Genomic DNA, 14,244 nt, shown 5'->3' with positions numbered 1-14,244 from the left:
AAATTTTTTACAAAAATACTACGATTTTTGAGAATGTTTAGTGTAGAATGGTGTTTATCCTTACATGGTAGAGCCTTCCAGGGGGGAATCTAGGGGGGGCACACCCGGAAAGGGCGTTAATGAGTTGTTAAAGATTTTTCGGTGCGACAAATAAACAATAATTTGCTCCATCTATGAGTAGCGGAATAATAAAAAGAGTAATCATCCTTGGGGTGCTGGCACTGACGGGAATTGTAACCATGCAAACTTACTGGGTACTTAGTGCCTGGAGTATTCATGAAGAAGAATTCAATAAAAAAGTAAATCTCGCTCTTTTTAATACCGCCAAGGACATTGTCCGGATCAATAACGGCACCCTGCCCAGCCGGGATATCATCAAACGAAAAACATCCAATTATTATATTGTCAATATCGAAAATGAGGTCAATGCTGATTATCTGGAGTACGTGCTTCAAAAGGAATTTGAGCATCTGGCCCTTAACATCGATTTTGAATACGCTGTATTTGACTGTCACACAGATGAAATGGTCTATGGCAATTATTGCAGGTACAGTCCCGATGCAAAGGTTAATGCAGAGTTGGGTAACCTGCCCAAAGACAGTCAGTTTACTTATTATTTCGGAGTGAAATTCCCCACCTTGCCCGGTTACCTTATCGGCAAGATGCAGCTGTCCATCTTTTTTTCCGTACTCATGCTGCTGACTGTTATTTTCTTCGCTTATTCGATGTTTGTCATCTTACGACAAAAGCGCCTTTCCGAGCAGCAAAAGGATTTTATCAACAATATGACCCATGAGTTTAAAACCCCTATTTCCACGATAAAGATTTCCTCGGATGTTTTTCTCAACCACCCCGGCGTACAGGCAGATGACCGGCTTTTTCAGTATGCCAGTATTATCCATGAGCAGAATCAGCGGCTCAACAACCAGGTGGAAAAAGTATTGCAGATCAGTCGTATCGAGAAAGGAGGATTGGAGATAAAACCAGAATTGCTCGATTTTTCGATATTGGTCAAAGAAGCACTTAAGAGTTGTGATGCCCGGGTGGATAATTTACACGGGCATTTGAATACGATTATTGAAGAACCTCTGTGGATAAAAGCAGATAAGTTGCATCTCACTAATATTTTGCACAATTTGTTCGATAATGCCATAAAATACTGCAAAAAAGCACCAGATATCGAGGTAGTAGTCGATAAGAAAAATAATTTTGTGTATTTTAAGATCTGCGATAAAGGTATTGGAATCCCAAAGGAATATCAGCCTAAAATTTTTGAAAAATTTTTCCGTGTGCCTACAGGAAATATCCATAATGTGAAGGGTTTTGGCCTTGGGTTGTATTATGTGAAATCCATTTGCAGGGCGCACCATTGGAAAATAGAAATGAAAAGTGAAGAAGGGGAAGGTACCTGTTTTCAAATCAGGATTCCTGAAGCATTGGTGCCGGCCAGCTGACTTAATGCTTCGTTTCCGAATGTTAAAAATTGAACAGTTTGGTTTAAATTTGAACAATTTATACAAGCCTGTTGCTTCAGGCAAAAAAGCTCTTGGATGAAAGCTAATATTTTTTACGTGGAAGATGATCAAAGTTTGAGTTTTGTGACTCGTGACAATCTCGAATTCCATGGGTTTAACATCACCCATTGTGCAGATGGCAATGAAGCTTTGGACATCGTCAGAAAAGAAAAATTCGATCTTTACATACTCGATGTGATGCTGCCCGGGGTAGATGGTTTTACTATTGCAGAGGAAGTAAGAAAATACGACAAGGAGGCTCCGATCCTTTTTCTTACCGCAAAATCCATGAAAGAAGATAAGATTTACGGGCTTCGCCTGGGCGCCGATGATTATATCACTAAACCATTCAGTATCGAAGAGCTCATTCTCAAAATTGAAATATTCCTTCGCAGAAGTAAGGTTCATACTCCTCCCTCCTCCGATCATTACCAGATAGGAAGTTATCTTTTTGATTATCCTAATTTATGCCTGATTCTGGAGGGTAAAGAGAAAAGACTCACCCAAAAAGAAGCCGACTTGCTTCGTTTTTTCCTCGACAACCGGGGCAAAATTCTCAAACGTTCGGAGATTCTCGAGAAGATTTGGGGCCGGGATGATTACTTCCTCGGCCGAAGTCTGGATGTTTTTATCTCCCGCCTTAGAAAATACCTGAACGCTGATCCGGAGATAAAGATCGAGAATATTCATGGGGTAGGCTTTCGGTTTTCCTGATCGTGGGGGAGATGAAAAGTAAAGATCACTTTTACCCGGAATGGCGACAAAACCCGTGGACAGGCAACGAACCAGATGGCAGGCCATTCTGGACGATTTTAAATTGCACGCGGAATCTGTAGCCTGATCATTCCTTTGGATAAAAAACCTCGTCGAAAAAAGCTTTCATTTTTGCGGCATAGGGCACACCATATTGTAAGAAAACCTCTTTGGTATTGCTATCGGGTTTCCAGTCGAAAAAAGCGTGACCGGCTCCCTCCACCTGCTCATAAATGACTTTTTGACCTGCGGCTTTCAACGCATCGGCATATGCCTGGACAGACTCGTTCTGGATCAGGAAATCATTTGTTCCGCGTAACAGATATTGTGGGATATTTCTGTCCTTCACATCGGGGATGTTTTCGATGGGAGCTATCGCCCGGAAATATTCTTCCGAAGCTCCGCCCATAAAGGCTTTGAGCAGCGGGCCGCCAAATACGCCATAACTTGGAGCCACTGCCCTGATCGCGTTCAGGATATCCCTGCGGACTTCCCCGACAGGTTTGCCTTCCGGCAGGTAACTGGGGTTAAATTCGAAAACTCCGTCATCGCCGCCGAATCCCCCGTCCCCTATCCTGTCTGCAAAATTGGCAGCAGCAGCAGACAGGTGTCCCCCCGCACTATCTCCGGTGAGGGCAATGCGACCAGGGTCGCCGCCGTATTCCTGTGCATGCTCCTGGATATGGCATATTGCGCCATAAACATCCTGGATGATATCGACCAATTGGTTGGGTTCCTGGTCTCCGTCCAGGTTGCTTATCCAGCGGTAGTCGATGCTGAATACAACATAATCTCCAGTGCTGACCAATTCCCGTGCCAGGCCTCGCATGATATCCTCCGTATTGATTGACCATCCGCCTCCGTGGATAATGATGATGCACGGCAGCCCGATGGCTCCTTCGGGCGTAAAAACATCGTATTTCAATAGCTTTTCACCGGGTTGGGCGTATTCCACATTTTGGATGACCCTGAATCCTTCTAGGGCTTTCTTTTCTATAAATGAGGCTCCAAGGGTTTTGTCCTGGTCGATGACGACCTCGAATTCCGGGGTCATGGATTCAAAATATAATTTTCCCCATGTGCCGTAAATGGCATAATATCCTCCATCAAAAACATATCCTTCAGCGGGGGTGGCTTTGATGGTAAGGACCGTTCCATCCGGCAACCTGCCGTCCATGGGAAGGGGAGGAGCCACTTCAATAATACCATGCTGCGGAATGTCGATCTGAACGAAATGCATATTTTCCATATCAGGAGCCTGGGCGAGCGACATGTTGACGGAAGCCATCAGGATGATCATGAAATAAACGATAAATGAAAAATAATTTTCCAGCCTGCTCATTATTGTTTGTTTTGAGGGTGAAACGTTGTCTTTATCCTTTGTAATCAGCGCCAGACAAGTTCGCGATTTATTATTTAAATTCAAAACCAATAAGCAATAAGTACGACTAAATCGGACCAGGCCGGAACGGATGGGAATGAAGAAGTTATTTTTAAACATTGCCTATTTCACCTTACGGACATTTTGTAAAATATTTGTTATAGCCAGTTCGGATAGGTTCTCCGTGGATTTCTTTCCCCAAAAGACATGATTATTTGCTGGCGATCTCATAATTAGTCTTATAAAACCCTGAAAATTTTGATTTTATATGCCAAAGCGTTTATTTTGCATGGATTTTTTCAAAAGAGGTGTTACCTTTGCAATCCGTTTGGAAAAACCGAATTCCAGGGTATCAGTAAAAGATTAAAAATATCTTCTTAAAAAGTAATAAATAATGGCATTAATTGGACAGATTAGAAAAAGGTCATGGATACTGATCGTAATGATAGGTATTGGCCTCGGGGGATTCATTCTCATGGATTATTTTACGGCTAAGCAGCGTGGCGGAGGCCAGGGCGGCAGTCAGTTCGATCTTGGAAAAGTTGATGGACAGAAGGTGAGCAGACAGGAATTTGAAAGAGCTTACAGCTTGTTGTACAGTAACTCAACGGGTGACGTAAACGGTCGCCGGAATTATTTGTGGAACTATTTTGTAGAAGAGGTTCTTGTGAAAGAAGAAGCTGACCAACTCGGCCTGGGCATCAGCCCCACTGAATTGGATGACCTTGAATTTGGAACCAACCCAAGCAGGATCATTGTTTCAAGATTTTCCAACCCGAATGCTCCCGGACAGGTGGATCGCCAGCGTCTCAATGATATCAAACAGACGATTGACGAAGATCGTATCCAGCAAGCAATTGATGCCGGTCAGCTGAGTCCGCAATTTCCTGCTTACTGGAAACACCAGAGAAATGAAATTCGTAAAGACAGGCTGCAAACAAAAATCAACAGTCTGGTAGAAAAGGCCATGTATGCTCCGGGATGGATGACACAGATGGGGTATGCAGATCAAAACCAATTGATCGAGTTTTCTTTTGTAAAAGTCCCTTACGATGAAATCGACCCTACGGAAGTAAGCCTTTCCAATGAAGATTATGAAGCTTACATCAAAGAAAATGCAGCCCTTTTGAAGCAGGATGAAGAATCAAGAGTCCTGAGTTTTGTTGCTTTCAATGTGAGCGCCACCGATAGTGACCGTGATTTGTGTAAGAAAAAACTTGTCGAGCGTATTGAGGAGTTTAAGGCGATCACCACTGCAGCAAAAGATTCTGCCTACGTGCTGAGATACGGCGGAAGCATTGACCAGACTTATTTTAAAGAAGCGGATTTGAGTGAAGCCATTAAAGATACGGTGTTCAACCTCGAAATAGGAGATGTTTATGGTCCTTACGAAGAAAATGGCGTTTACAAAATCGTAAAAGTACGCGACCGTAAAATCATTCCTGATTCAGTAGAATCCCGCCATATTTTGCGTCCGGTAAGTACCGTTGAAGAATTTACAGCGGCCCAGAAAACGATCGACAGTCTTAAGACCCTGATCGAGAATGGAACCAATACATTTGCAGAGTTGGCTGCTGCTTTTGGTACAGACGGAACCTCTTCAAAGGGAGGAGATCTTGGATATGTTGCCCCAGGAGCTATGGTGAAGCCATTCAATGATCTGATTTTTTATGAAGCAGAACAAGGTAAATTATACACTGTAATCACTCAGTTTGGTTTGCACCTTGTGGAGGTTACCGGTAAAAAATTCATCAACAACAATCCTGGCGTTCAGTTAGCTTACCTTACTGAAGATATTGTTCCCAGCGAAGATACCAGGAATGCTGCTTATGAAAAAGCCAATGCTTTTGTAGGCCTGCACCGCACACTGGAGGAAATGGTAGCAGCGGCCAATGAGGATCCCGAACTTACGGTTGAAACAACAGCACCTCTGAAATCCAGCGATTATACTGTCGGATCTCTCGGAGCTACAGATGATGCCCGTGATATTGTAAAGTGGAGCTTTTCGGCTAAAAAAGGCAATGTGTCCAATGTTGTTTACACCTTTAAAGACCAAACTTTCTTTTACGACAATAAATATGTTGCCGTAGCTTTGAAAGCGGTACAGAAAGCAGGCGTTCCTGCTGCTGAAAATATTAAAGATCAAATTCAACCTATTGTACTGGATCAGAAGCGTGCAGAGATGATTATGAACCAGATCAAGGGAATGGATATGGAGGCCGTAGCCGCAAAATACAGCGTTCCGGTAGATTCTGTTTCAGGGGTTTCATTTAAAGCGCCATTTGTAACCGGTTTGGGCAGCGAGCCTAAAGTGGTGGCGACGGCCTTTGGTCTCGAAAATGGAGGCGTATCTGCACCTATAGAAGGAAGCACAGGCGTTTATGTCGTCAAAATGATCAACAAACCTGCTGTAACCACCCCTAACGGCTTACAGCAAATTCGCCAGACCATGCAACGGGAAGACCGCGGCAAAGTGGCGGGTCAGCTTTTTGAATCCATTAAGTCTAAAGCTAATATTCAGGATAATCGTGCTACTTTTTATTAACAGAAAGTAAAGCATGAGCTAAAAAAAGGCCCGACCTGGTATACAGGTCGGGCCTTTTTTTAATGTAAAACCTGCCTGCAGACGCAGTTACGGTATAGGCATAAGTATCGTGTAACAAAAATATTCGCTTTAAATGTTCATGGATATGATGAAGACTATCCCCATTAATTTCATATCACTTTATAGAATGTATCATCACATTAATAATTCTAATTTAATTTATTAGGTTATATTGCAATTCTGTGAATGAGAGATAACTTGTTTATATATGGCAAAAGAGGAAGGAGGCAGGTTTTGCGGATTAGCTCTTTTTATAAAAAAAATCCCGAATTTCATCTGATCAGATAAAATTCGGGAATGGCTCATGTTTTATTTGCAATCAATGCGGGCTTATTTTCCCAAAACCCGGGCCATTGTGGCCCCGATCTCCGCAGGAGAATTAACGACATGGATGCCGCATTCCCTCATGATTTTCATCTTCGCTTCCGCCGTATCGTCGGATCCACCGATAATGGCTCCGGCATGTCCCATGGTACGTCCCTTAGGAGCCGTTTGACCGGCGATGAAACCTACGACAGGCTTGGTGCCGTGTGCTTTAACATAACGCGCTGCATCGGCTTCCATACTACCACCAATTTCGCCGATCATGATGATTCCTTCCGTGTCAGGGTCGTTCATCAGCAATTCAACGGCATCTTTGGTCGTGGTGCCTACGATAGGGTCTCCACCGATACCGATACAGGTGGATTGGCCCATACCGGCCTTGGTGACCTGGTCAACCGCTTCGTAAGTCAATGTGCCGGAACGGGAAACGATCCCGATCTTGCCTTTGCGGTGAATAAATCCGGGCATAATGCCGCACTTTGCTTCGTCAGGCGTAATGACTCCGGGGCAGTTAGGGCCGATCAGACGACAATCGTAATTATTGAGGTAAGCCTTAACTTTTACCATATCCTGCACAGGAATTCCTTCGGTAATACAAATGATCACCTTTATCCCAGCTTCAGCAGCTTCCATGATGGCATCAGCCGCAAATGGAGGTGGAACAAAAATGACAGAGGTATCGGCACCGGCTTCTTTCACTGAATCGGCAACGGTGTTGAAAACGGGACGGTCGAGGTGTAAGGTTCCTCCTTTTCCGGGAGTAACTCCACCTACTACATTGGTACCATATTCCAACATTTGAGTCGCATGGAAAGTGCCTTCCTTACCCGTAAATCCCTGTACGATAATTTTGGAATCTTTATTAACAAGAACTGACATAAGCTATTATTATTTACAATGTTCAATATTTAATTTTAAAAAGTATCGAATAACGACTGATTGAAAACCATCCCATCCTGTCGGTCCGGGATTTCGCTGCGCTCAACCTGAAACCATCTTGAAACAACTTGAAACCATCTTGAAACCATTATTTATCTTCTTCCACAATGATGAAAACATCCTCGCCCTGCTTTTTCATAAAATAGCGTTCCCGCGCAAATTTTTCCTCATTCACTTCCTGTTCCATTCGCTTTTGTTTGGCCAATTTGATCTGCTTGATGTAATATAGTTTGTCGGCTTCCAGCTTGTTGACTGTCGTTTGCAAGCGCCATTCCGTTAAAAGATCGTGCCTGTCAAAGAAGATCATCCATGCAAAAAAGGCGGCAAGGACCAAAAAATATTTATTTTTTAATGGTCCGGGAACCTTGTCGAGCAAGGGTTGCAGAGGATTATTGTTATTCGCCATAAACGCTGATTTTTAAACATTTGAATTTCAGGAAATCCCGGAATTCTTGCTCCCTTACTTGTGGGGTTTAGCTGATTAAAGCCTTACCCGGGTAAACAGCTGAATCTCCCAGTTCTTCTTCGATTCTCAACAACTGGTTGTATTTTGCAATTCTGTCAGAGCGCGAAGCTGAACCGGTTTTAATTTGTCCGGTATTCAAAGCTACTGCGATATCCGCGATAGTTGTATCTTCGGTTTCGCCGGAACGGTGGCTGATCACTGAAGTATAAGCGTTGCGGGTCGCGAGATTTACCGCATCGATCGTTTCAGAAAGGGAACCGATCTGGTTCACCTTGATCAGGATCGAGTTGGCAATGCCTTCGTCGATGCCTCTTTGGAGTCTTTCAGTATTCGTCACGAACAGGTCATCTCCCACGATCTGGATTTTATTGCCCAACAAGTTAGTCATTTCTTTGAAACCAGCCCAGTCATCTTCGGCCAAACCGTCTTCAATGGAAATGATCGGGTATTGTTCGCACCAGTTTTTCCAGAAACCGACCATTTCTGAAGAAGTCAGTTTGTCCCCGCTTGATTTATGCAGGTGATACATTTTTTCTTCGGTCAGGTAAAATTCAGAAGCAGCAGGGTCGAGCGCAATGAACACATCTTCGCCGGGACGATATCCCGCAGATTCGATGGCTTTCAGTACGATCTGGATGGCTTCATCGTTGGATTTAATATTAGGCGCAAATCCTCCTTCGTCTCCTACGTTGGTAGAATAACCTTTGCTTTTTAAAACGGCTTTCAGGCTGTGGAATACCTCAACGCCCATGCGCAATCCCTGGGAAAAGGAATCGGCACCCACGGGCATGACCATGAATTCCTGGAAGTCGATGCTGTTGTCGGCATGGGATCCTCCATTCAGGATATTCATCATCGGTACTGGCAGCACGTGTGCGTTCACACCTCCCAGGTAGCGATACAATGGCTGACCCGAAATGCCTGCAGCTGCTTTGGCCACTGCCAGTGAAACGCCTAAGATGGCATTAGCCCCCAGTTTGGCTTTGTTGGGTGTGCCATCCAGCTCGATCATTATATTATCGATATAACGCTGCTCGAAAACACTGATCCCCAATAATTCTTCAGAGATGATTTCTTCAACATTGTTACATGCCTTGAGCACACCTTTACCGAGAAAACGGCTCTTGTCGCCATCGCGAAGCTCTACGGCTTCGTGAACGCCCGTTGAAGCTCCGGAAGGAACAGCAGCGCGGCCAATGAAACCACTTTGGGTAACCACTTCTACTTCCACGGTTGGGTTTCCGCGTGAATCGAGAATTTCTCTGGATCGAAGGTCAACTATTTCACTCATGACTTATTTTTTGTTTTTGATGAAATAAAACTGTCTTTAATTAATTCTTTTTGGTCTGCTCAATGCTGTGATTTGATTAGGTCCAGGAAATTATCAAAAAGATAATTAGAATCGTGAGGCCCGGGCGAGGCTTCGGGATGGTACTGAACGGAAAAAGCCGGTTTGTTTTTTATCTGTATGCCTTCAATGGTATGGTCATTCAGGTTGCGATGGGTAATTTCCACAATATCCGTTGCCGCCTCAATGGCATCAGGGCTGACCCCAAAACCATGGTTCTGGCTGGTAATTTCAGATTTTCCGGTCACCAGGTTGATGACGGGGTGGTTGATGCCCCTGTGGCCATGGTGCATTTTATAAGTCGGAATATCTACTGACTTGGCGAGGATCTGGTGGCCCAGGCAAATGCCGAAAACGGGTTTGTTCGTCTCCAGGATGGCTTTTACGGTGGCGGTGGCGTAATCCATAGCCGCCGGATCGCCGGGGCCGTTGGATAAGAAGTAGGCGTGAGGTTGCCATTCCTGTATGGTCTCAAAGGTCGTTTTGGCCGGAAAAACTTTCAGGTAACAATCGCGCTGGGTCAGGTTGTTCAGGATGTTTTTCTTGACCCCAAAATCAAGGACTGCCACCTTGTAAGCGGCTTTTTCATCGCCCAGGAAATATGGCTCGGCGGTGCTTACTTTGGAGGCCAGCTCCAGCCCTTCCATGGAAGGCGCTTTAGCCAGGATCGCCTTTAATTTTTTGAGGTCCGTTTCCTCAGAGGATATGATCGCGTTCATCGCGCCCTTATGGCGGATGTGCCGAACGATCTCGCGGGTATCTACCGAAGCGATGCCTACCAGTCCTTCGTTTTCAAAATACTCCTGGATGGAAATATTAGCCTGCTGGCGGGAATAATCGATATTGAAATTCTTGCAAATTAAACCGGCGATCTTGATGCTGTTCGATTCGACTTCGTCGGTTTTGATGCCATAATTACCGATGTGTGCATTCGTCGTTACAAGCAGTTGACCAAAATAGGAGGGATCGGTAAAAATTTCCTGGTATCCCGTCATTCCGGTATTGAAGCAAATTTCGCCGGTGGCGGTGCCTATTTTTCCGGCAGCGATTCCATGAAAAACCGTTCCGTCTTCCAGGAGTAATACTGCTTTGGGTTGCTCGTTAAGATTCATCTTTTGATGTTTGCCGCAAAGGTAAGAAAGACCGTTAAAACGAGGCAGTAATTAGGGAAAAAAACGAAAAATTAAACCTTAACCCTCCAGGTTGGATTGATCCGATTTGCTCCGGCACGATACAAAACGATCAAATGGCCATCGGGGGGCTATAAATCAGTAAAAATCCCTTCCATCCACCTGATCTGTGTTCAAAATAATTGAGGAGCGCTGATAAAACGGGTTGGGCAGATTTTAACGGATGTACTGCCTTTGAGAAAATCCTGCTGGCACCGATGGAAGGCTTTACATGGCTTATAATTTAATTCAACCACCGAAATTTATAATAGGTACAGAGCACCTGTCTGGCAGCCAGGCAAGACCTAAAAATTTGTTGTAAAAAGATTCTAAAATCAATTTAAGGTACAGCGCCCCGGCATCATATGCCGAGGACTGGCTACCGCAACATTTTTTCTATGGTCGGAGATTTAGGTTGCGGTGCGCTGCACCTTGAATCCTCTTCCCCCCTTGTTTGGTGACAAAGGTTAAGGTGCTCTGCACCTGATTATATTCGGCGGTTAAATGGTCAAAACCAATTTGACAGGAAAGGTATTGGCAGACCTTGATGGCTGATGCATGCCACAAAAAAAGAATTCGATGGTCAAGGCTTAAAGCTGCCACCATCGGAAGTCTAATAATCAACCACCCTGATGTCCTTGCGGGCTTATTTTTATGCTCTTTTCAGCTTTCCATAATCAAAAACCTTTCTAAAGCTTTCCTCGCATTATCCGTCAAGGGTTTGCTCTGACCACTGGTATTGTCCACCTGAACAATCACCGTTTCCGCAGTGGCCACGCATACTTCATTTTGGAATATTTTTTGAAAAATGGTGATAGAGCTGTTACCAAGTTTAATGATTCCTGTTCCGATGTCGACCTTGCCGGGCCATTTAACTTCTCTGAGAAAATTAAGTTTGAGGGAGGCAATGACCATACCAGTCTCCCCGGAAAGAGAAGACGGCCCTGCATTGAATAATAATTCAACCCTGCCCGTTTCCAGGAAAGTTGAAAAAACGGCATTGTTCACATGCCCCTGGCGGTCTGTATCCCCGTACCGGATCTTGTCAAAAGTGATGGAAGGGAAATCTTTCAGGTTTAATGCGTCCATAGATATGCTGATGTTCTGTAAATTTAAAAAATGTGCTGGCCAAAATCTTCCCGGTCTTCGAAGCTTTTCCAAATATATAAAAAAGCCGACCCTCAAAGCTGAAAGTTACCACCTAAAATGCTCCTCTATCCTCTTGAACGGAATTAACTTTCGACCCTCCAAGGCGGATTCACTCTATTCGTTCCCGCATGGTATAACACGAGCAGGTGGCCGTCTGGATCCCTGAGCCGGGCTTCTTTCCAGAGCCAGACCTGGTCCACAGGGTCGTGCTCAAATTCGAGCCCTTCGGCTTTGAGACGGTTGACTTCCTGCTCCAGGTCGTCGCATTCAAAATAGACCTGTATGCCTTCCCCGCCGGAGGCCATTTTTTCCGAATGATGAATGGAGAACGTCGTCGTCCCGTCGGGACAGACAAACCGGGCATAACGGGGGACTGAATCCACGATCATCTGTAGCCCGAGTTTTTGATAAAAGGGCACGGATTTAAACAAATTCGTTGAAGGAATGGTGATTTGATTTAAGTTCATGGGTCAATAGGATTTCGTTGTGGAAATTGATGCCGTATTGCTGTCCCTGGTGGGAGATAGTGGCTTTGAAATCTGAAGGGATGGCCTTGTCCCCTGAAGGGAACCATTCCCTTTTTTTATGGGTGTTGATCAGGATGAACAATCCGCGTTCGTCCCCCATGGCACAAAAACGTTCGGTTGAGCCGGAGTAAACCGGGAGGCTTAACTCGGCGGTCAGGTGTTCGTGTACCGGAATAATATCGGTTAAGGGAACGCCGATTTCGCTGATCTCCACAATGCTTTCCGAAGAGAAAGGAATGGAATCTTCATAGCCCAGGTTTCTGCGGGCAATGAACTCGACGATGTTTTTTTCGGCATCGTAAAAATAGATGGCATTTGCGTTCCAGTTTTCGAAAGGAATGATCTCCTGTGTGTCAAAAGGAATGATTTCGAGTCGATTTTTGAGCCACTGCCATGCGTCATTTTCCTGGTAGGACGGAATGTTAAACGCGAAGTGATATGGCGTGGCTCCTCTTTTACCTTCAAACCGCAGCACGGAACTGCCGACACGAAATTCGGCAAAATCCTTTCCGCTGGTGAGCATTTTTAATTCCAGGGTGTCGCGGTAAAAGTTGATCTGTTCATTGAGCCTGGAGGTGAAGAGGGTGAGCTTCCTGATTTTCATGTAATAGGGTTTGTGTCAGAAAAAAAATGGCGGACCCGTTGCTACGGATCCGCCTTATTTTGGTCAATTTAATTCAGATCTTTTTTACACAGGTAAAAATCGACCTTTTCGTATGTCGTGTTAGCATTTCTTTCGGCCATTTCAACAAGGGTTTTTGGTGGAGGAACGATGACTTTGTCGCCTTTTCTCCAGTTCAGCGGCATGGCCACTTTATTGGCATCCGATACCTGCAGCGCTTCCAGGACCCTCAAAATTTCATCCATGTTACGACCAACATTCAGCGGGTAGTACATGATCAGTCTGATCTTTTTGGAAGGGTCGATGAAGAATACGGCTCTTACCGCAGCCGTTTCGCTTTCATTGGGCTGCAACATGCCATACAACTTGGACACTTTCATGTCGATGTCGGCAATGATCGGGAAGTCAAAATAGACGCCGGTGTTTTTATGCACGTTATTTACCCATGCCAGGTGGGCGTGGATGCTGTCGATGCTCAATCCCATCAGTTCAGTGTTCAGGGCGTCGAATTCGCCTTTTCTTTCTGCAAAACCACTCATTTCTGTCGTACAAACAGGAGTAAAGTCAGCAGGGTGAGAAAATAAAACCAACCATTTGTCCTTGGCATAGTCGGAGAATTTGATGGTTCCTTTGGTGGTTACGGCGGTGAAATCAGGCGCCTGATCTCCGATACGAGGCATGGTGTTTGCCATTACTTCTTGATTTTCCATGTTAATGTGTTTGAATTTAAATTAAAAAAATAAAAAATGGTCGGGAAGTCGAAACCTTCAAATGTGATCTTTTGCATTTTGATCTTTGACTTTCCTTTAGGAAAAATGAAAAAATAAATTGACATGCCTAATCTTGTAAGGCGCTGAAAATCAGCACTTTTAATTTTAAATTTATCATTTTACATTTTACATTTCCCTGGGTGTTTGGCTGGCCTGATATTAAGTTTTTATGAATTTTATCCAACATAAGAACGCAACATCCAAACCTCTTTTTCCTGGGCTTTGATGTAATCACTGATCATGGAAACGGTACCCTCGTCATCCGCTTCAGCAGCATTTTTGAGAAGGTCACGCTCAATGGCAATGAGTGTTCCTAGATTTTCGATAACGGTTTGTACCGTTGCACCGGCAGTGGTCAGTCCTTTGGCTTCTTTGATTGTGGAAGCACTCAGGAAGTCGGTAAAAGTATGTAAGGGTTGCCCCTCAAGAGTCAGGATTCGTTCGGCAATTTCATCGATGGAGGTATTCGCTGCGGTGTACAATGCTTCAAATTTTAAATGAAGCTCAAAAAATCCCGGACCAGTAATGTTCCAGTGGAATGCGCGTAAATTTTGATAATACACTTCGTAATTGGCAAGCAAATCATTTAACTGGGTGACCAGTTTGTTCGCTGCTACCTGGTTAATTCCTATTGTGTTTTGCATCATTTGTTTAGATAATTTTTGTGTTTATTTTGA

General features: G+C 44.4%; 13 protein-coding genes. 3 read left to right on the top strand and 10 right to left on the bottom strand.

Annotated features, from left to right (window positions below; translation table 11 throughout):
• Positions 1-173: 173 nt before the first annotated feature.
• Positions 174-1,454 (top strand): HAMP domain-containing histidine kinase, encoded by a 1,281-nt coding sequence (locus tag H6571_11810; protein MCB9324412.1) that lies wholly within the window; start codon positions 174-176, stop codon positions 1,452-1,454.
• A 96-nt stretch (positions 1,455-1,550) separates the two neighbouring features.
• Positions 1,551-2,228, top strand: coding sequence for a response regulator transcription factor (locus H6571_11805; protein MCB9324411.1), 678 nt, complete (start codon positions 1,551-1,553; stop codon positions 2,226-2,228).
• A gap of 127 nt (positions 2,229-2,355) precedes the next feature.
• On the opposite strand, the gene H6571_11800 is transcribed toward H6571_11805, so the two are convergent.
• Positions 2,356-3,555, bottom strand: a complete 1,200-nt coding sequence (locus H6571_11800) for an alpha/beta hydrolase (protein ID MCB9324410.1) — start codon at positions 3,553-3,555, stop codon at positions 2,356-2,358.
• 487 nt (positions 3,556-4,042) lie between these two features.
• On the opposite strand from H6571_11800, the gene H6571_11795 reads away from it, so the two are divergent.
• Positions 4,043-6,193 (top strand): peptidylprolyl isomerase, encoded by a 2,151-nt coding sequence (locus H6571_11795; GenBank protein MCB9324409.1) that lies wholly within the window; start codon positions 4,043-4,045, stop codon positions 6,191-6,193.
• Between the two features lie 390 nt (positions 6,194-6,583).
• On the opposite strand, the gene sucD is transcribed toward H6571_11795, so the two are convergent.
• From sucD to H6571_11750, 9 genes are all read right to left on the bottom strand, one after another.
• A complete protein-coding gene (gene sucD / locus H6571_11790) occupies positions 6,584-7,456 on the bottom strand; it encodes a succinate--CoA ligase subunit alpha (GenBank protein MCB9324408.1) in 873 nt (290 codons plus the stop codon).
• 148 nt (positions 7,457-7,604) lie between these two features.
• On the bottom strand, positions 7,605-7,922 hold the full coding sequence (locus H6571_11785; GenBank protein MCB9324407.1) for a hypothetical protein: 318 nt from the start codon (positions 7,920-7,922) through the stop codon (positions 7,605-7,607).
• 67 nt (positions 7,923-7,989) lie between these two features.
• The gene (gene eno, locus H6571_11780) at positions 7,990-9,273 is read right to left on the bottom strand and encodes a phosphopyruvate hydratase (GenBank protein MCB9324406.1); all 1,284 of its coding nucleotides are present in this window, start codon (positions 9,271-9,273) and stop codon (positions 7,990-7,992) included.
• Between the two features lie 59 nt (positions 9,274-9,332).
• The gene (gene carA, locus H6571_11775) at positions 9,333-10,442 is read right to left on the bottom strand and encodes a glutamine-hydrolyzing carbamoyl-phosphate synthase small subunit (GenBank protein ID MCB9324405.1); all 1,110 of its coding nucleotides are present in this window, start codon (positions 10,440-10,442) and stop codon (positions 9,333-9,335) included.
• 720 nt (positions 10,443-11,162) lie between these two features.
• Positions 11,163-11,588, bottom strand: a complete 426-nt coding sequence (locus H6571_11770; protein ID MCB9324404.1) for an acyl-CoA thioesterase — start codon at positions 11,586-11,588, stop codon at positions 11,163-11,165.
• A 143-nt stretch (positions 11,589-11,731) separates the two neighbouring features.
• Positions 11,732-12,115 carry a VOC family protein gene (locus H6571_11765; GenBank protein MCB9324403.1) on the bottom strand — a complete coding sequence of 128 codons (384 nt, stop codon included), beginning with the start codon at positions 12,113-12,115 and terminating at the stop codon, positions 11,732-11,734.
• Positions 12,072-12,779 carry a VOC family protein gene (locus tag H6571_11760; GenBank protein MCB9324402.1) on the bottom strand — a complete coding sequence of 236 codons (708 nt, stop codon included), beginning with the start codon at positions 12,777-12,779 and terminating at the stop codon, positions 12,072-12,074. The genes H6571_11765 and H6571_11760 overlap by 44 nt, the downstream gene beginning before the upstream one ends.
• A 68-nt stretch (positions 12,780-12,847) precedes the next feature.
• Complete coding sequence (locus H6571_11755; protein ID MCB9324401.1) at positions 12,848-13,507, bottom strand: peroxiredoxin; 660 nt, start codon at positions 13,505-13,507, stop codon at positions 12,848-12,850.
• Between the two features lie 236 nt (positions 13,508-13,743).
• Positions 13,744-14,214 (bottom strand): DNA starvation/stationary phase protection protein, encoded by a 471-nt coding sequence (locus tag H6571_11750; protein MCB9324400.1) that lies wholly within the window; start codon positions 14,212-14,214, stop codon positions 13,744-13,746.
• Between the last annotated feature and the right edge of the window lie 30 nt (positions 14,215-14,244).

The sequence above is a fragment of the Lewinellaceae bacterium genome (genome assembly GCA_020636105.1).
Taxonomy (GTDB): domain Bacteria; phylum Bacteroidota; class Bacteroidia; order Chitinophagales; family Saprospiraceae; genus BCD1.
Note: the sequence above shows the minus strand (reverse complement) of the source record. Positions and strands in the feature narration are given on the sequence as shown.